General features: G+C 55.4%; 21 protein-coding genes. 7 read left to right on the top strand and 14 right to left on the bottom strand.

The window, feature by feature from the left end; translation table 11 throughout:
• Positions 1 to 62: 62 nt before the first annotated feature.
• From nrdB to KGP26_RS18695, 3 genes are all read left to right on the top strand, one after another.
• Positions 63 to 1,193, top strand: a complete 1,131-nt coding sequence (nrdB, locus tag KGP26_RS18685) for a class Ia ribonucleoside-diphosphate reductase subunit beta (RefSeq protein WP_021805959.1) — start codon at positions 63 to 65, stop codon at positions 1,191 to 1,193.
• Positions 1,194 to 1,454 (top strand): class I ribonucleotide reductase maintenance protein YfaE, encoded by a 261-nt coding sequence (gene yfaE, locus KGP26_RS18690; protein ID WP_021805960.1) that lies wholly within the window; start codon positions 1,194 to 1,196, stop codon positions 1,452 to 1,454.
• A gap of 404 nt (positions 1,455 to 1,858) precedes the next feature.
• Positions 1,859 to 2,005 carry a hypothetical protein gene (locus KGP26_RS18695; protein WP_223500049.1) on the top strand — a complete coding sequence of 49 codons (147 nt, stop codon included), beginning with the start codon at positions 1,859 to 1,861 and terminating at the stop codon, positions 2,003 to 2,005.
• A 64-nt stretch (positions 2,006 to 2,069) separates the two neighbouring features.
• On the opposite strand, the gene KGP26_RS18700 is transcribed toward KGP26_RS18695, so the two are convergent.
• The 7 genes from KGP26_RS18700 to KGP26_RS18730 all read right to left on the bottom strand — a co-directional run bounded on the left by KGP26_RS18700 (position 2,070) and on the right by KGP26_RS18730 (position 9,985).
• On the bottom strand, positions 2,070 to 2,768 hold the full coding sequence (locus tag KGP26_RS18700; RefSeq protein ID WP_059201269.1) for a DUF1120 domain-containing protein: 699 nt from the start codon (positions 2,766 to 2,768) through the stop codon (positions 2,070 to 2,072).
• A gap of 150 nt (positions 2,769 to 2,918) precedes the next feature.
• Complete coding sequence (locus KGP26_RS18705; RefSeq protein WP_037375516.1) at positions 2,919 to 3,473, bottom strand: hypothetical protein; 555 nt, start codon at positions 3,471 to 3,473, stop codon at positions 2,919 to 2,921.
• A 21-nt stretch (positions 3,474 to 3,494) separates the two neighbouring features.
• The gene (locus KGP26_RS18710) at positions 3,495 to 5,849 is read right to left on the bottom strand and encodes a fimbrial biogenesis usher protein (RefSeq protein WP_245399442.1); all 2,355 of its coding nucleotides are present in this window, start codon (positions 5,847 to 5,849) and stop codon (positions 3,495 to 3,497) included.
• A gap of 95 nt (positions 5,850 to 5,944) precedes the next feature.
• Positions 5,945 to 6,634 carry a fimbria/pilus chaperone family protein gene (locus tag KGP26_RS18715; protein WP_223664432.1) on the bottom strand — a complete coding sequence of 230 codons (690 nt, stop codon included), beginning with the start codon at positions 6,632 to 6,634 and terminating at the stop codon, positions 5,945 to 5,947.
• A 201-nt stretch (positions 6,635 to 6,835) separates the two neighbouring features.
• Positions 6,836 to 7,534, bottom strand: a complete 699-nt coding sequence (locus tag KGP26_RS18720) for a DUF1120 domain-containing protein (RefSeq protein ID WP_037375520.1) — start codon at positions 7,532 to 7,534, stop codon at positions 6,836 to 6,838.
• A gap of 543 nt (positions 7,535 to 8,077) precedes the next feature.
• Positions 8,078 to 9,274 carry a nicotinamide mononucleotide deamidase-related protein YfaY gene (locus KGP26_RS18725; protein ID WP_021805969.1) on the bottom strand — a complete coding sequence of 399 codons (1,197 nt, stop codon included), beginning with the start codon at positions 9,272 to 9,274 and terminating at the stop codon, positions 8,078 to 8,080.
• 123 nt (positions 9,275 to 9,397) lie between these two features.
• A complete protein-coding gene (locus tag KGP26_RS18730; protein ID WP_094981973.1) occupies positions 9,398 to 9,985 on the bottom strand; it encodes a TetR/AcrR family transcriptional regulator in 588 nt (195 codons plus the stop codon).
• Positions 9,986 to 10,121: 136 nt separating this feature from the next.
• Here KGP26_RS18730 and KGP26_RS18735 point away from each other — a divergent pair, with 136 nt between their 5' ends.
• The 3 genes from KGP26_RS18735 (at position 10,122) to tyrP (ending at position 13,970) form a co-directional block, all read left to right on the top strand.
• Positions 10,122 to 11,324, top strand: coding sequence for an MFS transporter (locus KGP26_RS18735; RefSeq protein WP_094981974.1), 1,203 nt, complete (start codon positions 10,122 to 10,124; stop codon positions 11,322 to 11,324).
• Between the two features lie 42 nt (positions 11,325 to 11,366).
• Positions 11,367 to 12,590, top strand: a complete 1,224-nt coding sequence (locus KGP26_RS18740) for an MFS transporter (RefSeq protein WP_223664433.1) — start codon at positions 11,367 to 11,369, stop codon at positions 12,588 to 12,590.
• Between the two features lie 171 nt (positions 12,591 to 12,761).
• Positions 12,762 to 13,970 carry a tyrosine transporter TyrP gene (gene tyrP / locus KGP26_RS18745; protein ID WP_021805972.1) on the top strand — a complete coding sequence of 403 codons (1,209 nt, stop codon included), beginning with the start codon at positions 12,762 to 12,764 and terminating at the stop codon, positions 13,968 to 13,970.
• 51 nt (positions 13,971 to 14,021) lie between these two features.
• Here the strand turns inward: tyrP and KGP26_RS18750 are convergent, their stop codons facing one another.
• Complete coding sequence (locus tag KGP26_RS18750) at positions 14,022 to 14,561, bottom strand: YfaZ family outer membrane protein (RefSeq protein WP_021178499.1); 540 nt, start codon at positions 14,559 to 14,561, stop codon at positions 14,022 to 14,024.
• A gap of 335 nt (positions 14,562 to 14,896) precedes the next feature.
• Here KGP26_RS18750 and katA point away from each other — a divergent pair, with 335 nt between their 5' ends.
• Positions 14,897 to 16,333 carry a catalase KatA gene (gene katA, locus KGP26_RS18755; RefSeq protein WP_021805973.1) on the top strand — a complete coding sequence of 479 codons (1,437 nt, stop codon included), beginning with the start codon at positions 14,897 to 14,899 and terminating at the stop codon, positions 16,331 to 16,333.
• A gap of 56 nt (positions 16,334 to 16,389) precedes the next feature.
• On the opposite strand, the gene menE is transcribed toward katA, so the two are convergent.
• From menE to menF, 6 genes are all read right to left on the bottom strand, one after another.
• Complete coding sequence (gene menE / locus KGP26_RS18760) at positions 16,390 to 17,772, bottom strand: o-succinylbenzoate--CoA ligase (RefSeq protein ID WP_021805974.1); 1,383 nt, start codon at positions 17,770 to 17,772, stop codon at positions 16,390 to 16,392.
• On the bottom strand, positions 17,760 to 18,743 hold the full coding sequence (gene menC, locus KGP26_RS18765; RefSeq protein WP_094981977.1) for an o-succinylbenzoate synthase: 984 nt from the start codon (positions 18,741 to 18,743) through the stop codon (positions 17,760 to 17,762). Before menC ends, menE begins: the two co-directional genes overlap by 13 nt.
• Entirely contained in the window at positions 18,743 to 19,600 is an 858-nt protein-coding gene (menB, locus tag KGP26_RS18770) for a 1,4-dihydroxy-2-naphthoyl-CoA synthase (RefSeq protein ID WP_021805976.1), read from the bottom strand. Before menB ends, menC begins: the two co-directional genes overlap by 1 nt.
• Positions 19,584 to 20,372, bottom strand: a complete 789-nt coding sequence (gene menH / locus KGP26_RS18775; protein WP_223664434.1) for a 2-succinyl-6-hydroxy-2,4-cyclohexadiene-1-carboxylate synthase — start codon at positions 20,370 to 20,372, stop codon at positions 19,584 to 19,586. Before menH ends, menB begins: the two co-directional genes overlap by 17 nt.
• A complete protein-coding gene (gene menD / locus KGP26_RS18780) occupies positions 20,372 to 22,045 on the bottom strand; it encodes a 2-succinyl-5-enolpyruvyl-6-hydroxy-3-cyclohexene-1-carboxylic-acid synthase (protein WP_021805978.1) in 1,674 nt (557 codons plus the stop codon). Before menD ends, menH begins: the two co-directional genes overlap by 1 nt.
• Before the next feature lie 257 nt (positions 22,046 to 22,302).
• Positions 22,303 to 23,604 carry an isochorismate synthase MenF gene (gene menF, locus KGP26_RS18785; RefSeq protein WP_209522587.1) on the bottom strand — a complete coding sequence of 434 codons (1,302 nt, stop codon included), beginning with the start codon at positions 23,602 to 23,604 and terminating at the stop codon, positions 22,303 to 22,305.
• Positions 23,605 to 23,777: the final 173 nt, after the last annotated feature.

Here is a 23,777-nt window from a genome sequence, read left to right on the forward strand (position 1 = left end):
CAGCGGGCCGGAACTCTTCCGGCCCCTTTAATTTTCAGCTCGGCACTAATGGATCCAAGCTCATGGCTTACACTACTTTTTCTCAAAACAAAAACAACCAGTTGCTTGAGCCGATGTTCTTCGGCCAGTCGGTCAACGTGGCGCGTTTCGACCAGCAAAAACATGAAATCTTCGAAAAGCTGATCGAAAAGCAGCTCTCCTTCTTCTGGCGTCCGGAAGAGGTTGACGTCGCGCGCGATCGTATCGACTATCAAGCGCTGCCGGAACACGAGAAGCACATCTTCATCAGCAACCTGAAGTATCAGACGCTGCTGGACTCCATTCAGGGCCGTAGCCCTAACGTGGCATTTCTGCCGCTGATCTCCATTCCGGAGCTGGAAACCTGGGTCGAAACCTGGTCATTCTCAGAGACCATTCACTCGCGTTCCTACACCCATATCATTCGTAACATCGTTAACGATCCGTCGGTGGTGTTTGACGATATCGTCACCAACGAGGAGATCCTCAAGCGGGCAAAAGATATCTCCGGCTACTACGACGATCTGATCGAAATGACCAGTTACTATCATCTACTGGGTGAAGGCACGCATCAGGTCAATGGTAAAACGGTGACCGTTAACCTGCGCGCCATCAAAAAGCAGCTGTATCTGTGCCTGATGAGCGTCAACGCACTAGAGGCCATTCGTTTCTACGTTAGCTTCGCCTGTTCGTTTGCTTTCGCCGAGCGTGAGCTGATGGAAGGCAACGCCAAAATCATCAAGCTGATCGCCCGCGACGAAGCCCTGCACCTGACCGGTACGCAACATATCCTGAACCTGATGCGCTCAGGCGCCGATGACCCAGAGATGGCCGAAATCGCCGTGGAATGCCAGCAAGAGTGTTATGACCTGTTCGTCCTGGCGGCACAGCAAGAGAAAGAGTGGGCCGAATATCTGTTCCGTGACGGCTCCATGATTGGCCTGAACAAAGACATCCTGTGCCAGTATGTGGAATACATTACCAATATCCGCATGCAGGCCGTCGGCCTGGGTTCACCGTTCCCTACCCGCTCCAACCCAATCCCGTGGATCAACGCCTGGCTGGTGTCGGATAACGTGCAGGTGGCTCCGCAGGAAGTTGAAGTCAGCTCTTACCTGGTCGGCCAGATTGACTCTGAAGTCAACGCCGACGACCTGAGTGATTTCGAGCTGTAAGTGGCGGCACCAACCATCACGCTGCGTGCCACCGGTACGCAGCTCTCCTGCCCCGAAGGTGAGAAGTGCCTGCTCGACGTGCTGGAACTGCATGAGGTAGAAGTGGAATACCAATGCCGCTCCGGCTATTGCGGTGCCTGCCGAGTGAAATTACTGAAGGGTGAGGTCGCTTACCACCAGCAGCCGTTGGCATTTATCAATCACGGCGAGATCCTGCCCTGCTGCTGCATGCCCGCCATGGATATCGAATTAGAAATTTAACCACGCAAAATAATCTTCAAACACTGGGATACCCTAAGAATTTCAAGTTGCAGCTAGGCGGCAAAGGTGTGAATCCCCAGGAGCTTACGTTTAGTAAGTGACTGGGGTGAGCACCTGCAGCCAACAACGCTGCAGCTTGAAAGGCGACGGGTATCAATACCAAAACCGTAATGCATACAGTTAGTAACGCGTAGAGCGCATGTTTTTTATACATGGCTTGCCTCCTTGCTGTGAAGGGGCTACCATAACGGTGTCTAGGCGTTATTGGTTGCCCCATTCTGAGTTAACGTCAGTTTGGGGCTTTCAACTTTCCGCCTTGCCACACAATGCCCAAGACGAAAAGTCTCAAGCACCCGCAAAGAGTGTAACAACACAATCCCACAGCGAATACCCCTTATATTGTTATGATCCATAAGGGATATATCATCGCCATCAACAAGTTTCTCTGCGGTAATGTCGACCATTCCCAGCCCACCGCTTCTGCCGCAAACCTGGCCGCCATTCAGCCAACGACGCAGCAAATCCAGCACCAGGCCACTACCGATGCTTAACGTAAACGCAAGCTATGGTGGGCTTATTGTCTGGCAGACAACCGCCAGACAATACTCCTAGGGTTTACAGGTATTGCAGGCTTAGAGTGGTGTTAGTGTTAAAGTTGACAACGTCTTTCAGCTCTTCCACAACTTTAACGTTAAGTGCCGCAGAGACCGTTATAACACCAGAGATATTAGTGGCTTCCTGTGGTGCGTTGTCTTTCCCCCAACCATGGAACCCGGATCCATCCTGATACATCAAATGCTCGGCGGTGCCAGAAACCGCGCTCCAGCTACTGCCGCCATTTTTGGAGGAGATAAGCTCGGCATCTTTGCTATCCAGGGTGGCACTTGCCAGCATCACGGTAAAATAGCCGATGTCTTCACCCTCAAGCGCCCCTAGGGATGCAAGCTGCCCGGGTTCGGCACGCAGGGCTTTGTCGGTATCACTGAGGTAACTAACAACGCCCATCGTGGGGGTGCCAGAAACAGGGGTGTCCGCCTGTGCAGATAGTGCCACTTTGGCTGCCGATTTACATTGAATATTAAAACCAACAGGCTTGTAGCCTAATTGATAGGCATTTTGATTTTTAGTTTGTTCTTGCAGCTCGTTTTTTTTCAAATTACCGAAGTCAACAGAACCATCAACAGAGATGGCACACGCAGAAGGAAATACCGCCCCCTTCACCGTAATTTGAGCTGTTTCCGCCGCCATCGCAGTCAAAGAACTCGCAGAAGTAGCGATGGCAAGGGTCAGAACTGTAATTTTAAACATATTCATTTAAGTACCATTTTTCAGATTAACTAACATTAACCATCCCTAGACTGGATACTTCTTCCATAACAAAAACAGAGGCAATACCGGCACAGCATGCAGTGCCCCTCCGCTGTGAACCCATTGGGGTTTGTCAGCAGCCTCAGGCGATATCGACTATTGCCGCGCTTCAAACCTCACTTGGCCGCTCATCTCCGTCAGATCGCGGATCCGGCCCTCATCCCCTGCGGCGGGAAAATCCAGGCGCAGTTGCACTATCAGCAGATGAGTCTCCTTCTCGACGGCCCCTGTTGCGAGCGTGGTCAGCTGGCTGCCAGGAGACAGCAGTACCGATGAACCCGACGATAGCTGCCTTTCCCCCTGCAGCGCAGAACTCAGCCTCAGCCCTGTGTCACTACCGTCATACTGCGCAGCAAGCAGCGACAGTGTCATTCTGCCCGCTGCGCCAAAGCGAAAGTGTTGTCCCCCCTCATCTGGAGTGCCATCAACCAGCAACGTGATCGGCCCTTCCCCCACACACTCAGCGGCGATTGTCATCTCTTGCTGGGTAAACAACGTTCCTGCATTGGCAACATGGATCTGTTTGCCCAGCTGGATCTCGGGGCGTGATACCACCACCTGACAGTTCTGTGCCATAGCGTCTGGAGTGACAAGCCACAGCACAGTGATGAGGCTCAATCCCCGGATTAATGTGATAACCTTCTGTTTCACACGCCCACCCTGGTTCTACGGTTAACTGCATTGTGCGCTGACATTTTCATAGGCCTCCCCCTTTAGCGCCTTTTCCGGTACGGAATAATGCAGACTGCATTGCTGCTCCTGCCAACGCGCCATCAGCGGGCGTTTATCGTTCAGGTCGGTGAGGAACACCGTGCCTGCATCTACCGCCGTGGTCACATAACTACCGTCTTGCGCGATAATGGCGCTGCCTTTTGGCAACGGCGATCCATCCATCAGCTTCACCGTCAACAACCCGTTGCGCGTCTGCTGTAAAAGAAAATGAGTATTGGTCACCGCCCCGTGCCCCGCCACAACTTGCCGCAAGCCATTGCTGACATCGGTATTTGCTGGCAATTGTTCCGTGTTCAACTCTATCCGGCCTGCAGCGTAAGCTGGCAACCCAGGAACCACCGCCTTACCCCGCCAGTCAGTCCATACTTTTCCCCGTGGGGTGTTGATTTCTACCCCACTGACCGCAGGCTCCACCGCCACGACCCCAAAGGTGTCGTTAATCTTATGCGGTGAGAACACCACTCCTTCCTGATGGGCTACGATGCCGCCAGATAAAGTGCCGGAGTAGTTGCGGGTATGATCGGTCGCAGCGTAACCATATAACCCGCCAGTGGTGTAGTGCAGGTTGCCGTTCAGGCTGCCTGACAGGCTGGTATCGCGTTGCTGTTTCATACTGTGCTCTGTCGCCAATGACCAGTTGCTGTTTTCCGTCAGGACACCGCTCGTTTGCATGCCCACGGCCGCTGAATCTGGGGTATGACGATAATGGCTACCGATCACTTGCCCACCCAGTGGAAAACTGAGGTTAACAAACAGGCTATCGCGGTCGGTATTGCGGCACCGATAAGATGCGTGGCAGTTTCGTAAACTCCGGCTCTGGCGCTGCCAGTTCACCGAGGCGTTTACAAAACCAAAATTGCGGTTCCAGGTGGCCATCATGCGCCGAGAATCCCCGCCATTATCCCCTTGACGGGTCTGGCTGGCAGAGAGCGAAATATGGCCCAGTGTCTTTTGGTACCAATTCATCCGCAGACCTGCACTGGCGCGGCTATAAGGGCTATCAGTGAGGGAAACCGAGTCCGTCAGTTCCCGATAGCCGGGAGAATATAGGGTGATGTCACCACCAAATCCGAGATTCAGTGGAGCTTGCCAGTTCACCGAAGCCGTGCTCTTTGCCCCCTGTCGGTCATGGTTGCGATCCTGGCTCAGCGCGGCGGATAGGCCTACAGAGACTTCTTGGCGCGGACTGACGGTGATCCCCACACCGCTGCCCAGATAGCCAGAGGCGATAATTGACCCGCCCTCCAGCAATACCCGCTGGGAAATCGCCCGCCCATCAGACAGGCTGGCCACCCAGGGCCGCTCATAGCTCTGGCTGACGCCGTCCGCACGCAGGCGTCCCAGCGCCAAAGACCAGGTTTCAGGAGCCTTTGGTACCAAACTGCGAAACGATGCCGCAGTGATGGTGTAAGCCTCCTCCTGCCCGCTCGGGGTTATCACCGTGAGTTGCAGGTCACTAGTGGAATTCAGCACAGGGAGTTCCGTTAGCGTAAAGGGACCCGCGGGCACCAGCGTGGAATAAATCAGGATACCGCTTTGACGGACTTCCACCCGTGATTGGTCTGCCCGGGCAATACCGCGCACCTGTGCCCCTTCTCCCTGGCTGCTCAGCGCAGACTGTGGGATCAGTTGCATCCCATCGATGGACGCACCGGACAGGAGATTATTGGAAAAGTTGATTTGCCCGGCCTGCAATAATTGCTTGCTATCCACCAGGGTTTTCTGTGCGTATACATACGCATTGTCGAAGGTAAATCCACCGGCGCTGCTCTGGCGCAGGTTATGCGCACCGCGCACCATCCAGTCACCCGCGTTAAAACCGCTTTCCAGATTCAGGTAGCTGTTGCTTGAATGGTAACCGTACGAGGAAAAATAGGAACGGTAAGCGGAATAGTTCAGCAAACCAGCCGTGCCACCTTGCTGGAAATGCGCCAGGTCATTTGCCTTCTCTACCGCTTCTGGTGGCACCACAATATGTACTTCTTGAGTGGCGGGAAGTAGGGAGACCGTCGCGGTCGGCCAGACGTCGATAAGTTGCGGACAGGTATCTGCGTCCGCACTCTCCTGCCGCAGTGGCGGCTCCAATCGGATACCGGCAGACGCAAAAAAGGCTTCATCCGCACACATTTCACCACTGTGACCAAATGCCAGTCTCTGCATACCTCGGTAGGCGCCATTGACCTCTAGCTCCACTTCGGTAATACCAGGCGTAAAGCGCGCCCCTTGTGCAAAGTAGGCAGCAGTAGACGGATCGATACCCAACGCCTTCAGCCGACTTTCACTGAAGCTGCTCAATTTGGCCCCTTCTGCTGGTACGGGTCCCCCCCAGCAAACCAGTAAAATGGCTGAGATCAGTAATGAATGGCGGGTTGTCTTCATGGTATGAGTAATTATTTGCCGCTCAGAGGGGCAGTTTGTACACCTACACCAAACCCGTAACGAGTAACGGGGGAGAACTCCACCTGCTGCTGGCTACTGAGACGAGGACTGGCAGGTGCGGTGACCACCAGGGTTTCGCCAGGCAGGATATAGCTCTTGTTCAGAGACAGCATATTACCTGCGGGTTGAAGTTTGACCTGCGGGGTCAAGCGCACCACATGGCGGCCAGTGTTGGTGACTTTCAGGCGGTTTGCGCTAACGGACCAGTCCAGATCGCTCCACATATCGCGTTTAGCGCTCAGCCCCTTTGGCACGATAATCACCGGAAGATCCTGACGCACGCTAACGGACACTTGGCTGTTATCCGTAGTCCGTTCAGTCACGCCTTCAAAATATACGCGCTTGATATGTTCGCTCTGCAATGGAGTATTGCTGTTCAACACAAAGCGTACGCGTTGAGACTGGCCTGGCTCCAAACGAGCCACAGGCTGGGTCACAATCAAGCGAGGAGTTGGATCGTCAGGTAACTCGACGATTCTGGTATACAACAGCACCGGAAGTTTTTCCGTATTTTTAACATTAATGCTGCCCCCCTTCTGTGCCTCGTCAATAATGACCGCCGAAGATTCAGGTAATACGCCAGATGCGTGCGACTGAGTAGCGAAAATGGATAACGCGACCAGTAATAAACTGCACAACACCCAATCTGATTTTAAATTTTCACTCCCATAATAAGACCGGGCAATCACTAATAACTTATTGGAGATTATTCGCCTAACGGAAGTAAAATAAGCGAGCAGTTGACAGCGCATGACAAACACACCTTATAGAAAACAGTATTGATAAAATAACAGCGGGTAAACATTGTCTGGCAGGCAACTGCCAGACAAAACCACGAGGGTTTACAGGTACTGTAGGCTTAGGGTTGTGCTGCTGTTAAAGTTAAGGACTTCTTTCATGTCATCGATAAAACGAGCATCAATGGCAGCAGAGATATTGATAACACCAGAGATATTGGTTGCTTCCTGTGGGGTATTGTCTTTCCCCCAACTATAAAATGCAGAGCCATCCTGATACATCACATGCTCATCTGCACCAGAGACCGCTTGCCAATCATTGCCGTTATCTTGGGAAAAAATCAGCTCGGAGTTTTTGTCATCCAAATTTGCACTTACCAGCGCCGTGGTAAAATAGCCAATGTCATGCCCCTCAATCACGCCCAGATTGCCCAAGTGTTCGGTTTTGGTACGGGACGTTTTTTCAGTCTCATTAACGTAGCTCACAACACCCATAGTGCTCGAGCCCGAGGGTGGAATATCCGCCTGTGTAGATAACGCCACTTTTGCTGCTGAGTTGCATTGAATATCAAAATTAACGGGCTTATAGCCTAGCTGGTAAGCATTAAGCACTTTGCTTTTCTCTTTCAGTTCATTTTCGGTCAAATTGCCGAAGTCTGCCGAGCCAGCAACAGAGATCGAACATGCGGTAGGAACGATGGACCCTTTCACCATAATTTGGGCCGTTTCCGCTGCCATCACAGGAAGGGAAACGGCAGAAGTAGCCAGAATAAGGGGCAGCGTTGTAATTTTAAACAATTTCATTTAAATACCATTCTTAAGATCAACCAACCTTGACCATCCCTATCTCGGATACTTCCTCCATGAAAAACCAACAAACAGAAATCTAATTCCAATTTTTTTGAATTATTTGAAATAAAAAGCTGCAATAAAAATGAGGGGCAGAATGGTAAATCACCAACGCTGGCTTTTGGAAGACATAAATCCAAGTAAATTTCTGTCGTTTGATAGGCAATAACTATAAATAATAAAAAGTTAATAAAAAAACGTAAATAATTAACTTATAATTTTTAATTAATATTGATAATCAATAAGATAACTATATATTTACCAAAAAACACACGCACAATAATAAAACAAAAAAGCAACAATTCATCGAGGATATATCAGCGCAATCAACCAGTTTCTCTCTGGTAATAGCGACTGTTCCCCGCTAGCCGTTGCTCGGCGATAGGGGCGCCAGTGAAGATTTGCAGAAATGGAAGGGATCGCACATGTTCGACCGTAGGGGACCGCCCGCTTTACTGCATGAGGCCCCTTACGTTTTGAACCTGCTGAGGAATGTTTCTACTCGATAATTTCCACAATTTCCAGCCAGCCGTTTTTGCCGCAAACCTGGCCGCCATTCAGCCAACGGCGCAGCATATCCAGCGCCAGCATCGCGACCGACTCCTGACGTAAACGCAGACCATGACGTGATGCACGATAGCTCACCGTCTGGCCAATACCGCCTTTTGGCGTATGCAGGGCAACGCTGACACGATCCCCTGCCATGGCGCTAACCGCCAACGCCAACTGCGCACCGGTGAGCTGCGCCAAAGACTGGGCACGCGCCAGCACCGTTGCCAATGTCTCGGAGCAATGTGCCGGTAACAGTTCGCCACCGGCCAGCGGGGCCCCTTCGCTCTGCAACTGCAGGTTGATTAGCCCGGCGGTAAATTGCTCGCTCAGCGCCAACGTCAAGTTTTGCTGCAGTAAGCGTTGCGTCAGCTCTGCCGGTAGCCCAGCCGTACCTTCAAAAATCGTATTGTCACCCGCAACCTGTCGCACTCGCTGCCAGGCTTGTTCCATCGCGGCGCGCTGAGCCTGTGGACCGGTCAACTTCAATTCAATAATCGGGCTGGAAGAGCGATAGCCCAGTACGACACCCGGCGGCAAAGGCATGCCGTCCAGTTCAGCAGCCAAGTCGCTTTCCGAAGTCCCGAAGGTGGTAAGGCGAAGACACAACGGTGGCTCAGGCAGAGTAAAACCCTGGCGCAGGCGTGGCAGGATCTGCTCTTCTACCATCACTTTAAATTCGGAAGGCACACCCGGCGTAAAGAACATCCGGCACTTATTCAGCGTTAAGGCGAAGCCGCAGGCGGTACCAACGCGGTTATCCAGCATTTCCGCATTAGCCGGGATCTGCGCCTGTTTACGGTTTGAAGCCGCCATTGGGCGGCCGCGTTCCGCAAAGTAGGCTTCCATACGGGCGATCCATTCGGGATGTTCGACCAGCTCGGTATCGCAAGCCTTTGCTGCCGCTAACGCGCTGAGATCGTCGCTGGTTGGCCCCAGACCGCCGTTGACGATCAGCACGTCGGCAATATGGCTACGCTCCTGCAGGATTTCGATCAGCGAAGAAAGGCTATCCCCCACCGTTTCGCGCCCGCTCATCGGCAAGCCTTGCTGGAACAGGTAATCTGCCAGCCAGGCAGCGTTGGTATCAATAATTTGCCCATGCAGCACCTCATCACCAGTGCTGAGCATCTCCACCCTTAACATTGACCTCTCCCTTTATGTTCAGATCCCACCACTATAGAAGCCTGTAACCAACTTTTCACCAAATAGCTGCGGCTAATAGTGCTACAGGCAGGGGGAGCAGTATGAACAGGGAGTTTCGTTAACTTATGATTTGGTCAACAATCCTCGCAGCAATAGCTCCAGCGCGCCAACACTTCCCGCCAGCCGCGTATTGCCGTCATCACCGTCCGCGATCCAGAACGCAGCCTCAGCCAAGCTACCGTAGATCAGCGATGCTAGCGCCTGGGGATCGACCTTAGCGACGATACCTTGTTGGATAAGGTTGTCTATCAGCCGCCGCATCGACTCAACACAATGGCGTTGCGAGTCCGGCGAAGCTCCGCCCAGCACCGCCCTGGCGTCGCGAAGCACGATGCGCTGGAATTCCGGCTCCAGCGCCATATCCAGATAGGCACGACAACGGCTGAGGAAACCTTCCCACGCATCTTCGGCGGTGTCGGAGATGAGTTGTAGGCGCGCATCCATCTCGGCATCGATTTGTTCCACCACTGCCGTCAGCAACCCTTTCTTGTCACCAAAGTGATGATAAAGCGCGCCACGGGTCAAGCCCGCCTGCGCGGTGAGTTCATCCATCGAGGTCTCGGCGTAGCCGTGTTCTCTGAAGACCTTACGGGCAGTTGCCAACAATGTGGCACGGGTTTCTTCCATTTCTGCGCGGGTGCGGCGAGCCATTGATGTTCCCCTTTAGATACGTTACGTATGTTTATTTACATACACTCCGTATGAATATACACTCCTATTCATACGTGCCGTATGTATTATCACCGCGCTATGCCACTAAGGCAAGCGATGCCCCCTGGAGACTGAGATGGCTAACCCTTATAGAGAACTGTTCACCGCTCCCGGCACCAAGAGCTTAGCTCTGGCCGGACTGCTGGCACGGCTCCCGCTGTCGATGACTGGCATCGGCATCATCACCATGTTGTCACAGCTGCGTGGCAGCTTCGCTCTGGCCGGAGCCGTATCCGCCACCTTCGTGCTGGCCTACGCTCTGCTATCGCCACAGATATCTCGCTTGATGGATCGCCACGGACAGAGCCGAGTACTGCCAGCTGCGACGGCCATCAGCGTCATCGGGATACTGCTTCTACTCGCCAGTTCCTGGTGGCTGGCACCCGACTGGACTTTGTTCGCAGGTGCCTTACTGGCCGGTTTTATGCCCAGCATGTCGGCGGTAGCGCGGGCACGCTGGACAGCTATCTACCAGGGCCAACCGCGCTTGCAGACGGCCTATTCGCTTGAGACAGTGCTCGATGAAGTCACCTTCATCACCGGGCCGCCGCTGTCAGTTGGCCTGTCCGTAGCGCTATTTCCACAAGCTGGCCCATTAGCGGCGGCGATACTTCTCCCCATAGGAGTGCTGGCCCTGATCGCACAGCGCAGCACCGAACCGTTGGTCAAAACACATGACGCTACTTCGGGCCTGCCAGGATCTGTCATCAAATTGACGAGCGTGCGATTGCTGGCACTGCTGATGATGGCGATGGGTATCATCGTCGGCACTGTTGATATCGTCAGCGTGGCCTTCGCCGAGCAACTGGGGCAACCCGCGGCGGCCAGTCTGGTTCTATCTGCCTATGCCGTAGGATCATGCCTGTCAGGTCTGCTGTTTGGCGCACTCAAGTTACCTATCCCATTATCCCGCCTGCTGTTGCTGGGTGGGCTGGCGACAGCTGTGACAACGCTGCCCCTGCTGCTGGCAGGCAACATTGCCACATTAGCCACTGTGGTGTTCGTAGCAGGTCTGTTTTTCGCGCCAACGATGATCGTGGCAATGTCGCTTATCGAACGCCAGGTACCGAAGCGCCAATTGACGGAAGGCATGACCTGGCTGCTGGCCGCTCTAAATGTCGGGGTTGCGCTGGGAGCAGCCGTATCCGGCCAGGTTGTTAATGAAAGCGGTGCGCGTGCTGGATTTGTTATAGCCCTGTGCGCGGGCGCTTTGGTGCTGTTGGTCGCTCTTTGGGGGAGTCAGCGCCTGCGTGACTCATCCGTACCAAATGCCGCGTGATATGGGCACTACCTGTTTTCCCTACTCACAAGGAGCTTAACTATGGATAAATCTTCAAGTACTGCGCCTCAAACGTCTACCCGACACCAATGGTTGGCCGTCACCGCCATAGGTCTTGCCACCTTTTCGGTGGTCACGACAGAAATGCTACCGGTCGGCCTGCTGACACCGATTGCCGACACTCTGGAGACATCCACTGGCACTGCAGGCCAGATGATCTCGCTGCCAGCAGTGCTGGCGGCCTTGTTCGCGCCGCTGGTGGTGATTGCATCTGGTGGTATGGATCGGCGCAGGATCCTGTGCGGATTACTGGGCCTACTGGCTATAGCCAACATTGTATCGGCATTGGCACCGAACATAGCTTGGATGCTGGCTGCTCGTGTTCTCGTCGGCTTTTGTATGGGGGGAGTCTGGGCTATCGCAGGTGGCTTGGCTTCCCGGCTTGTTCCTGATAACTCCATCGGATTGGCAACCTCCATTATCTTTGGTGGTGTAGCGGCCGCTTCTGTATTTGGGGTTCCACTCGGAGCGCTGGTCGGTGACTTTGTGGGGTGGCGCTGGGCTTTTGGCAGTATGGCGTTGCTTAGCGTGTCGGTGTTGGTTTTGCATCTTGCCGTCGTTCCTGCACTCCCCGTTGCCAGTTCGGCTACCCTACGCCAGTTCGGCAAACAACTCGGTAATCGGAAGCTGCAAGTCGGGTTATTTCTGACGTTACTGCTGGTAGCCAGCCACTTCATGGTCTTTACCTTCGTGCGCCCGTTACTGCTGTCAGTACCGAGATTCGATACGCAATGGATTAGCGCACTGCTTTTCGCCTACGGCTTTGCAGGCATTGTTGGCAACTTCTTGGCAGGTATCATCGCGGCGCGGTGCACGACCCTGACCTTGATAGCGGTCTCGATGGGCCTACTGCTCACTCCGGTGCTATTCCTGACCATTGGTGACTCCTACATCAGCGGTGGAGTGGTACTGCTAGTTTGGGGGCTGGCCTATGGCGGTGTATCAGTCGGTCTAATGACATGGACAATGAAAGTCGCACCGCGAGCCGTAGAGATTGCTACCGCACTGTATGTGGGCGTATTCAATATCGGCATTGCATTGGGGGCATGGGCAGGTGGCCAAGTTGTGGATGAACTTGGCATGACCGCCAACCTCTGGCTGGCCGGAGGCATCGCCGCCATCGCCTTACTGCTGTCTTTCGGTATCAGTCTGACGGAACACAGAAACGAAGCGACAAAGCAGCGGGCTGGCTCGCTAATGAACTGACTGGACAGAGAGCCCCCTTCTGATACCGCCGCGGCCTCACTCACAATCGTAAACTTATATGTACATCAGACGTAACGTCGGTTTGACACAAAATCGGCAATCAACTATTCTGCCGCACTAAAAATAGGGCTCCCCAAAACGCCCCTAAATTATCCAATAGCAGAGAAAAACGTGAAGAATCGCACGCTGGGCAGTGTTTTTATCGTGGCAGGCACCACCATTGGTGCAGGGATGCTGGCTATGCCCCTGGCGGCGGCTGGCGTGGGTTTTGGCGTAACGCTGGCACTGCTGGTCGGGCTGTGGTTATTGATGTGCTACACCGCGCTGTTGCTGGTCGAAGTTTATCAGCATGAGCAGGCGGACACCGGTCTGGGAACGCTGGCCAAACGTTATCTGGGCGGCGGTGGTCAGTGGCTTACCAGTTTCAGCATGATGTTCTTGATGTATGCGCTGACCGCGGCCTATATCAGCGGCGCTGGCGAACTGCTGGCTGTCAGCATCAGCCAGTGGACGTCTCAGGACTTCCCGACTTACCTCGGCGTGCTGCTGTTCACCCTGGTCGCAGGGGGGATCGTCTGCATCGGCACCCATTCGGTGGATCTGTTCAACCGTATTCTGTTTACCGCCAAGTCGATTTTCCTGATCGTCATGCTTGGCCTGATGATGCCGCACATCCAGCAAACCAACCTGCTGACGCTCCCGCTGGAACAAGGGCTGGCGCTCTCGGCCATCCCGGTGATCTTCACTTCGTTTGGTTTCCACGGCAGCGTCCCCAGCATCGTCAACTATATGGGCGGTAACATCCGCAAGCTGCGTTGGATCTTTATCATCGGCAGTGCCATCCCGTTAGTGGCTTATATCTTCTGGCAGTTGGCGACGCTGGGCAGCATCAGTTCCACCACCTTTGTCGGCATTCTGGCACAACAGGCCGGGCTGAACGGTTTACTGCAAGCGGTGCGTGACGTGGTTGCGTCGCCTCATGTCGAGCTGGCGGTGCACCTGTTTGCCGATTTGGCGCTGGCAACCTCGTTCCTGGGGGTTTCACTCGGGTTGTTCGACTTCCTGGCCGATCTGTTCAAACGCCAGGATAACGTGCGGGGCCGTTTGCAGACCGGTGCCATCACCTTCCTGCCGCCATTGGCATTTGCGCTGTTCTATCCACGCGGTTTTGTGCTGGCACTCGGGTTCGCGGCAATTGCGCTGTCCGTTCTCGCCCTGTTGCTGCCTTCATTGCTGGTCTGGAAGACTCGGCGGCGGCATCAGGCCAGCTATCGAGTCTGGGGCGGAACGCCAGCGTTGGCGTTGGTGTTTGTCTGTGGGGTGGCGGTGATCGCCATTCAGATCAGCATTGCCAGCGGCCTGTTACCGGCCATCGGCTGACAGAAAAAAATGGGCGCAGCATATGCGGCGCCCGTTTAATAGCAGGCAGGATTAGAAGCCCACACCCACACCGATATAAGGGCCGTCGGCTATCGCGTTGTCGCGGTTGCCGTCTTTACCTTCGATGTTGATGTAACGATAACCGACATCCACATTGAACGGACGCACGTTTAAGCGCACCCCGCCATTAGCTTCGTTGTAGGCTTTTGCCCCGCTGGTCAAAGACTCCGGCGCAAAATAGCCTTCGCCATACAGGCTGAGATAGCGGTTGAGATCCCATTGCAGACCACCGCCTAATGCCAATGCTCCACCATCTTTGCCATCTTTCGGGCTAAGATAAATGGCCTTGCCGCCCACGGTGGCCGTCAAAGGCCCAACCGGCAGGCCGAAGCTCAGCCCCAGGCTCCCGATATCACCATCATGATCGCTACGGATCCAGTTGCCGTTGATCCCCAGGCCCGCCGTTGTGCCTCCCAAGCCGACGCCCAGGTTGGTGTAATGTTCCCCTGCCTCACCGCTCACGCTGATCGCATTGGCAGAGCCAGCCACAAACAGCAAACCTGCTGCACACGCGACTAAAGTTTTGTTCATTATTGATCCTTTTCATTCTTCATCATCAAGGAGTGATGATGTCTGTCACCGGAAAAACACGCGGGTAAGTGTAACCGAATTGTCATCAGTTTCCGGAAAATTTAAAGCGATAACCCGTTCATTTTTCAATAAACTGTAAACAAATACCAATCAGTTACCCCAAAATTACAACGATAAGTGCTACCTATTTGCCGAGGACTGAGAATAAGTCTACAACTAGTAGTGCCTTTGATGGAGGTCAGCAGGGCTGGCCTTTTCATTAGTCAATATGATGAAGATCTGCAGCACCCGAAGCTGAGCTTTCAACTTAACTGCTACACAGTAAGGAGCAATTGATGAGCAAGAAAGGATTAACTACTGCGGCTGGCGCACCCGTTGTTGATAATAATAACGTGATCACCGCCGGTAAACGCGGCCCGATGCTACTTCAAGACGTTTGGTTCCTGGAAAAACTAGCCCACTTTGACCGCGAAGTGATCCCAGAGCGTCGTATGCACGCCAAGGGGTCCGGAGCTTACGGCACCTTTACCGTCACCCACGATATAACCAAGTACACCCGCGCAAAAATCTTCTCTGAGATTGGTAAGCAAACCGAAATGTTCGTCCGCTTCTCTACCGTTGCCGGTGAGCGCGGGGCTGCCGACGCCGAACGTGATATCCGCGGCTTTGCCATGAAATTCTATACCGAAGAAGGTAACTGGGATCTGGTCGGTAATGATACCCCGGTGTTCTACCTGCGCGATCCACTGAAATTCCCAGACCTGAACCATGTGGTAAAACGCGATCCGCACACCAACCTGCGCAATCCGGTATATAAATGGGACTTCTTCTCCCATCTGCCTGAATCACTGCACCAGTTGACCATCGACTTCAGCGACCGTGGCCTGCCTAAATCCTACCGTCATATGCACGGCTTCGGCAGCCACACCTTCAGCTTTATCAATGCCAATAACGAGCGTTTCTGGGTCAAATTCCACTTCCGCTGTGAGCAAGGCATCGAAAACCTGATGGACGATGAAGCAGAAGCCATCATCGCCAAAGATCGTGAAAGTTCGCAGCGCGATCTGTTCGACTCCATCAAGAACGGTGACTTCCCGCGCTGGAAACTGCAAATCCAGATCATGCCAGAGCATGAAGCGTCACAAACCCCGTATAACCCGTTTGACCTGACCAAAGTCTGGCCACATGGCGACTACCCGCTGATCGATGTCGGCTTCTTCGAGCTGAATCGCAATCCGGATAACTACTTCTCCGAAGTAGAACAAGTGGCCATGAACCCGGCCAACGTGGTGCCTGGCGTGAGCTTCTCGCCGGATAAAATGTTGCAGGGCCGTCTGTTCTCCTATGGCGATGCACACCGCTACCGCCTGGGCGTCAACCATCACCAAATCCCGGTCAACGGTGCCAAATGCCCGTTCCATAACTACCATCGCGATGGGGCGATGCGTGTAGATGGTAACAGCGGCAATGGCGCAACCTATGAGCCAAACAGCTTTGGGGTGTTCCAGGAGCAGCCAGATTTCAGCGAACCACCATTGAGCATAGAAGGTGCCGCCGATCACTGGAATCATCGTGAAGACGACGATTACTACAGCCAACCGCGCGCGCTGTTCAATCTGCTGAGTGCCGAGGAGCACCAACGTATGTTCACCCGTATCGCCGGTGAGCTATCGCAGGTGCCAGAACAGATCCAACGCCGTCAGGTTGAACTGTTCACCAAGGTACATCCCGATTACGGCAACGGCGTTGCCAAGGCCCTGGGTCTGAAATAATCGGTTATACCAATAGCAAGGCCGCCCTCGGGCGGCCTTTTTCGCAACGCTACAGGTTATGCCTGCAGTTGGCTACTCGCCCACTGTTGTAGACGACGGCGCGAAATCTTTATGCCGCCGTTTTTTAGCTCGTCGGGCAACGCCAATGCGGCAATCGGCCGCTGGAAGTTCGCCAGCCGGTCCTGCGCCCAAAGCATTAACCCTTCCAGCGTCAACTCGCCTTCCAGATCGACCACCGCTACCGGCCGTTGGCCAAACTCCGCATCGTCAATCGGTACGATAAACACCTGCAACACCTGTGGATGCGCGGCAAAAACGCGTTCCACATCTTCCGGCTGAACGCCTTCCCCGCCGCTAAAGAACAGGTTATCCAGCCGGCCAATAATACGCAGTTCACCCTGCTCCATCGCGCCACGATCGCGAGTATGGAACCATCCTTGATCGTCGGTAATGGGCACTAGCCCGCCCCGCAGCCAATAACCCAGCGCCAGGCTGGTGGAGCGGATCCAGACTTCCTGATCCACCAGGCGTATTTCACGGCCTGGTAAAGGTGCTCCAACGCCGGGCAGCTCGTCGGCACGCTTGGCACAAACCGTTGAAGCCAGCTCCGTCAAACCATAACCGCACCAGCAGTGGATCCCTACCGCCTCGGCCTGCTGGGTGAGTGACACCGGGATCATCGCCCCGCCGAGCAACACCTCTTTTAGCGCATGCTTGGCCATCGGTTCAGACAGCAGGCGCCAAAGTTGAGTGGGCACCAGCGAAGCATGGGTGCATCCCGCCAGCGCATCGGCCAAAGGTTGCATTTCACGCACCACAAGCTGTGCCCCCACCGCCAGCCAGCGCCAGATAATACCCTGACCAGACACGTGAAACAGCGGCAGCGAGAGCAGCCAGCTATCCTGTGGCTGAAACTCCAGCAGTTGCAACACGCCATCAGCACTGGCAAGGTGGCCGGCATAGCTATGGGCGGCGGCTTTTGGCAAGCCGCTGGAGCCGGAAGTCAGCGTCAACGTTGCCAGTCTTTGTTCATCCCACGGCAGCAACTGCAAGTGGCACTCATCAACGCCCGGCGGCGACAAGACGATCGCGCCAGGGGGCAACTCAGGTAATCCGTCCGGGCTGAAAGCAAAATCGATATCCAGATCCGGCAGCAAAGCCGCCAGCATCGGCGCCGGCAGCGTCGGATTGAGCGGCAGCAGGCGCGCACCACACTGCAAGAGCGCCAGATAGGCCAACAGCAGCGGATAGCTGTTTTTCCCACACAGCAGCACGCCGCTACCGGGTAATACGCCCTGGCGCTGAAAGTCGGCAGCCAGCACTTCTACCTGCCGTTGCAACATCAGCCAACTGACCGGCTGGTGTTCAAAGATCACCGCGGTCGACTGCGGGCGCTGTTTGGCCCAATGCCGCCACGGCCAATCACTCAACTGCGCCATACACACTCCAAGGTATCAATGCCCAATAACGGCAAGGTGCTCTCTGGCCAGTTGCGTATCAACTGGGCCTGCATCAGGTTCAACGTATCCAAACCTGGCACCGTTTGCGGCGTCAGCCAATGCGCGATGCGCGCCAGCTGCGTCAACCCCAGACTGGACTCAATGCTGGAACTGATCACCGCCACCAATCCGGCCTGATGCGCCTGCATGACCAGTTCACGGCAGCGGGCCAGGCTCCCCACCAACGTCGGCTTGATCACAATCGCTGCCACCCCCGGCTCGGCCTGCACGACAAAATCGGCTTCACGCACGCTTTCATCCCAGGCGATGGCAATACCGGTTGCCTGGGCAAACTCACGTGATTCGTCACGGGTTTTGCAGGGCTCTTCCAGAAACGCGATGCGATCGCGCCACGCTGGGTTAACGTATTTGGCAAAGCCGTCCGCTTTGGCCCGGCTCCAGCTGCGGTTGGCATCCAACCTTAGCTTGAGGTCAGGCAGGGCTTCCAACAGGACATTGACGACCATGCCATCCCGCACCGCCTCATACATCCCCACCTTCACCTTGGCCACTTTCTCCCCCGGCAGCGCGGCCAACAGGTCGAACAGCTCGTCGGGATCGCCAGTGCACAGCGGTGCCTTGCGATAGTCTGCCTGCGTTGGCAACTGCCCGGCCATTTCCGCCAGCGCGCAGCTGGTACCGAAGGCCACCGATGGCCACTCGCTCTGCACAGGCAGTTCGCCCGCAACCCAAGCCTGCACCCAGGCCAAAGTAGCCTGCTGCGCCTGGTCGAGTGTCTCCTGGCTGAACTCCGGTAAGGGGGCAATTTCCCCCCATCCTTGCTGCCCATCCTGTTGCAGGTGGATCAGCAAGCCATCTCGGGTTTTCAGCCGCTGGTTGCGCAGCACCACGCCCGCCTCCATCGGCAGGCTATAGCGATAGATCGCAGCAACACGGGTTAGTGCCGTCATTACGGGTTACGCTTGAATTTGCTGAAGTCAGGCTGGCGTTTTTCGATAAATGCGTTGCGCCCTTCCTGACCTTCATCGGTCATATAGAACAACATGGTGGCGTTACCCGCCAGCTCTTGCAGCCCGGCCTGACCATCGCAGTCGGCGTTCAGTGCGGCTTTCAGGCAGCGTAGGGCCATTGGGCTGTTCTGCAACATTTCACGGCACCAGCGCACGGTCTCTTTTTCCAGATCGGCCAACGGCACCACGGTATTCACCAGGCCCATATCCAGCGCCGCAGCGGCGTCGTATTGGCGGCACAGGAACCAGATCTCACGGGCCTTCTTCTGGCCTACGATGCGCGCCATGTAGGAAGCCCCCCAGCCGCCGTCAAAGGAGCCGACTTTCGGCCCGGTCTGGCCAAAGATGGCGTTATCGGCCGCAATGGTCAGATCGCACATCATATGCAGCACGTGACCGCCGCCGATGGAGTATCCGGCCACCATCGCCACTACCGGTTTAGGGCAGGTGCGGATCTGACGTTGGAAGTCCAGCACGTTCAGGTGATGCACGCCGCTATCATCACGATAGCCGCCGTAGTCACCGCGCACTTTCTGATCGCCACCGGAACAGAAGGCTTTATCCCCGGCACCGGTAAGAATGATGGTGCCGATGCCGTCGTCATAGCGCGCGTTCGACATCGCCTCAATCATTTCCTTCACCGTATGCGGGCGGAAGGCATTACGCACCTGCGGGCGGTTGATGGTGATTTTGGCAATGCCATCGCTGGACTTGTGATACAGGATGTCTTCGAAATCACCCGAGCAGTCCTGCCAGTCGATCGCGGCGTACAGTTGTTCTTCATTGGGATACAGCATGTTTGGTTCCTTTTTTAGCAAGAAATGCATCGAGCGCGGCGGCAAAATCTGCCGGATTGGCCAGATGAGCGTTATGACCCGCCTCTGGCACGGTTTGCAATGGCAAACCGGCATCACGCGCCAACGCCTGAAACTTGTGATCGTCGGCACCGCATAACACCATCACTGGCAGTGCCAACTGTTGTAATTGCGGCACCAGCCAAGGTTGCCGCCCGAGGGAAGTCGCCTCCAGCATATCGGCAATGGCCGGACCATGATTATCTGCACGGGCGGCGATCAGCGCCTCGCGGTGTATCGGGCTGAGGTTGGCAAAGACCGGTTGGAGATACCAGTCGGCCAAAACCGTTTTGATGCGTTCGGTGCGAAAACGGCTCGCCCAGGCGGCATCATGGGCACGCCGCTGGGCACGTAAATCCTCGTTCTCCAATCCAGGATTACCGCCCTCGATCACAATACCTTGCAGCCCTTGCGCTTCTCCGCAGCAAGCATGGTACATGGCGATGCGCCCACCGAGTGAATAGCCCACCAGCCAGTAACGCTCAATATTATGCTGCTGCAGCGTAGCGGTGATTTGCCTGCTGACGTCGGCAAAGTCCAGGCAGGATTGATCGGCAGAATCGCCATGGCCGGGTAAATCAATCGCCAGCGAGGGCCACTGTTCGCAACGCGAGGCGATCACCCGCCACTCATTGTTGTTCCCTAGCAGACCATGCAGCCAGATCAACCATGGCCGCTGGCTTTCACCTTGTTGTAGCACGCGGGAAGCCAGCATCAGTTTGCCCCCATTTTTTGTACCAGATGTTGCAAGGTTTCTGCGCCATCGCTCGGCGGCACCTGCAACTCAATCAGCGTGGCTCCGCTGTGACGCCAGGCTTTTTCCACTGCCTGCTGCAACTGCCCCCAGTTTTCCGGGCAAGCATAATCAAGCTGGAACATGGCTGCCGCCTGGCTGAACTCCACATCCTGCGGCATACAGTAAAATCGCTGGCGCTCAGGTTCCGGCGTTGGCAACAGCGAGAAAATCTGCCCGCCATTGTTGTTCACCACGATCAGCACCGTGGGCGCCGAACATTGGCGCAACAGAGCCAGGGCATTCAAATCGTATAGCGCGGAGAGATCGCCTACCACGGCCAACGTCGGCTTGGCTGTGGCGCGCTGAACGCCAGCCGCGGTGGAGATTAGGCCGTCGATACCGCTTGCCCCGCGGTTGCTGAACACCGGATAACCGGCAGGCAACTGGGTTAAGGCATCGATCAGGCGCACAATCAGGCTATTGCCGAGAAACAGCTGGCCGTTCTCTGGCAACAGCTCAGGCAGGCGATGGGCCAGTTGCGCCTCACCAAACCGGTTAACCAGGTATTGCGAAGTCGCATCGAGGGCATCATCCGCCAACGCGGACAGATCGCCAGCCCAAGGTGAGCGAGGTTGCGCCGGATGCAGATCGAGCCACTCGCCAACGGTAGAGCGAATACGGCGGCCACGATGATGCGCAGGATCGAGGCGCCCAGGCAGATCGTCGATCAGCCAGAACTCCTCCGGCTGGCAGCGCTCCTGCCACTGTAGCAGGCGTTTGCCCGTCAGGCTGCTGCCAAACTGCACCACCACCTGCGCACTGGCCAACAGATCGCGGGCCTGTGGGTTGGCCAACCATAAGTCGGCACAGGGCAGCGGTTGCCCCGTTTGCGAGAGGGCATCGCCGATCAGCGGCCAACCGAGCATGCCCGCCCATTCGGCCAGTTGCACACCCTCTTCCGCCCCCATCCTGCCAGCAATAATCACGCCGCGCTTCTGCCGCCAGAAAAACCAGTCCGGCTGCTTAATAACCCGATGGGGATCCATTTCACGCAGCCAAGGGTGCGTATCCTGCCACCAGTCCCCTAGCTCCGCCGACCACTGCTCATACTGCTGTTCATCTCCGCCATATAACGGCTCCGCAAACGGGCAGTTGATATGCAGAGCACCGTGCCGCAGACGCGCCATCGCGCTGTCCAGGGTAGACACCAGCCAGCGAGCCGGAATATCCGGGCTTGGGCGCGGCAGATCGATGTTCAAGGTAGGGTGGCTCGAGTAGAGGCCGTTTTGGCGTATCGCCTGATTGGCACCGCAGTTAATCAACTCCGGCGGGCGATCGGCGGTGAGAAACACCAGCCGCTCCCCGGTTAGCCCGGCTTCGATCAGGGCAGGATAAAGATTTGCTGCCGCGGTACCCGAGGTGACGATCACCGCCACCGGCTCACGCGTGGCCTTTGCCAGACCGAGCGCTAAATGGCCCAGGCCCCGCTCATCGAAATGAGTATGACAGACAAAAGCGCGGTTCGCGGCAGCGGCCAGAGTCAGAGGCGTTGAGCGCGATCCCGGAGCGATACAGACATGCCGCACTCCATGGCGGACCAGCGTTTCCAGCAACAACGCCGCCCACCGGCGATTAAAAACACTTGTCGACATATTTCGCTCATCAGTAGTAAACAGAGGTTACGCGCCGAAGCCTACCCAAACGAGGTAGCGAACCGGGGATCATAACTCTGAATTATATAAGTAATTATCTTTACGGCTTTTGCGCTGGCGCAAAAACGCCGTATTTCCCTGTGGCAGGTGGCCTGCAATAAATCAATTTCGACCCATCAATGCCCAATAGCGCCCCGAAAGAGAACAAAAAAGAAACATATAAAACACAACAAGTTTACACACGAAGATCGGCCTGCTCAATGTACCGGCCCAGAATGTTCTGACTGCAACAGCGTGCGCAAGCCCGCCGCCTTGTTTTCGATCTCTTGCCACTCCTGCGCCGGATCGGAACCGGCCACAATCCCCGCCCCGGCATACAGCTCAACACGAGCATCCTCGATCTGGCAGGAACGCAGCGCAACGCAGAACTCCGCCTGTGACGCAGAGAGATAACCCGCAGAGCCGGCATACCAACCGCGGGAAAAAGGCTCATGCTGGCGGATAAACTCTAGCGAGGCCTGGCGCGGCAGCCCGGCGACCGCAGCCGTCGGTTGCAGCCGTTGCAGGCAATCGGCATCATCACCCTGGTTCAGTTGCCCTTCAATACGCCGCCGCAGATGCTGTACCTTGCGCAACCGCACCACCTCTGGTGGCAACACATCGACCGCTCTGGCACCGCCTTGCAAACGCTGACAGATATCATCAACCACCAGCAGGTTTTCCTGTTGGTTCTTGCCGTCTTGCCGCAACCACTGGGCCAGTGCCTGGGCTTGCCGCTCATCGGGATGGTTGGCAACCGTCCCCGCCAACGCTTCAGTCAGCAAATGTTTTCCCTCACGCAGGTACAATCTTTCCGGGCTGGAGCCAAGAAATGCGGAATGTGCATCAAAGCGCAGCATAAAGTGGTAGCATTGGTGATTCACCCTGCGGCTGGCGGCCATCATCGCAGGAGCAAACAACGGACTCTCCAGCGTCAACACCGAGCTGCGCGCCAAAACCACCTTATCCATCTGCTGCCGATTTATCGCCTTCAGCGCATCGCGCAGCATGATTTCCCACCCGGAACGTTCCGGCTGATGCTGCACCGACAGCACTTTCACCTGTAAATTCTCGATCGGTTTGGTTACCAGCAGATTTTCAAGCCAGGCAAGCGCCGCTTGGGCATCATCACTCAATGCTTGTTCAGAAAACAGGTTTAGCGTCAGTTCACACTTGCCTTGGCGGTTGAGAATTTCCAGGCGCGGCAAAAACAGCTGGGCGTCACCGTCAAAGGCAGTCAGCCCCCACAAACGGGCCGCAGGATAGGCATTCACGAATGCCTGCGCCATTGAAGGGTGTGAAAACTGCCGCAAAGCGCCGCACACCGCCGCCTCCTGCCGCCCTTCGCGATGACGCCAGTAGAATTGAGGGAACAGCACCTGCGCCGCCAGCCACTCCAGCAACATATCGCTCAGATGGCCGGGAACCACCAGAGTTAACTGCCGAAATCCGGCTTCACGGGGAAAGTCGTGCCCAAGCTGCTGACGTAACCGCCGCAGCACTCCCGAAAGTTGTTCCACTGCCACCTCATTAACCAAACGCTATGTGGGGAATTATACGGTAAATCAACCCTCACGGGCGGAAAAATAGCGTCTATTAACCCATACCTTGCGTCGCTAATTATTTATTAAAATTGAAGTTTGAGATTAAAAAACAACCACACGCGCACGGCGGAACTATACTTAGACGTCAT

It is taken from the genome of Serratia sp. JSRIV002, assembly GCF_019968725.1.
Lineage (GTDB): Bacteria > Pseudomonadota > Gammaproteobacteria > Enterobacterales > Enterobacteriaceae > Chania > Chania fonticola_B.

Coding starts and splice junctions, on each gene's coding strand:
- nrdB (WP_021805959.1), top strand. CDS start 63: ATGGCTTACACTACTTTTTCTCAAAACAAAAACAACCAGTTGCTTGAG.
- KGP26_RS18695 (WP_223500049.1), top strand. CDS start 1,859: ATGATCCATAAGGGATATATCATCGCCATCAACAAGTTTCTCTGCGGT.
- KGP26_RS18700 (WP_059201269.1), bottom strand. CDS start 2,768: ATGAATATGTTTAAAATTACAGTTCTGACCCTTGCCATCGCTACTTCT.
- KGP26_RS18720 (WP_037375520.1), bottom strand. CDS start 7,534: ATGAAATTGTTTAAAATTACAACGCTGCCCCTTATTCTGGCTACTTCT.
- KGP26_RS18725 (WP_021805969.1), bottom strand. CDS start 9,274: ATGTTAAGGGTGGAGATGCTCAGCACTGGTGATGAGGTGCTGCATGGG.
- KGP26_RS18730 (WP_094981973.1), bottom strand. CDS start 9,985: ATGGCTCGCCGCACCCGCGCAGAAATGGAAGAAACCCGTGCCACATTG.
- KGP26_RS18735 (WP_094981974.1), top strand. CDS start 10,122: ATGGCTAACCCTTATAGAGAACTGTTCACCGCTCCCGGCACCAAGAGC.
- KGP26_RS18740 (WP_223664433.1), top strand. CDS start 11,367: ATGGATAAATCTTCAAGTACTGCGCCTCAAACGTCTACCCGACACCAA.
- KGP26_RS18750 (WP_021178499.1), bottom strand. CDS start 14,561: ATGAACAAAACTTTAGTCGCGTGTGCAGCAGGTTTGCTGTTTGTGGCT.
- katA (WP_021805973.1), top strand. CDS start 14,897: ATGAGCAAGAAAGGATTAACTACTGCGGCTGGCGCACCCGTTGTTGAT.
- menE (WP_021805974.1), bottom strand. CDS start 17,772: ATGGCGCAGTTGAGTGATTGGCCGTGGCGGCATTGGGCCAAACAGCGC.
- menC (WP_094981977.1), bottom strand. CDS start 18,743: ATGACGGCACTAACCCGTGTTGCTGCGATCTATCGCTATAGCCTGCCG.
- menB (WP_021805976.1), bottom strand. CDS start 19,600: ATGCTGTATCCCAATGAAGAACAACTGTACGCCGCGATCGACTGGCAG.
- menH (WP_223664434.1), bottom strand. CDS start 20,372: ATGCTGGCTTCCCGCGTGCTACAACAAGGTGAAAGCCAGCGGCCATGG.
- menD (WP_021805978.1), bottom strand. CDS start 22,045: ATGTCGACAAGTGTTTTTAATCGCCGGTGGGCGGCGTTGTTGCTGGAA.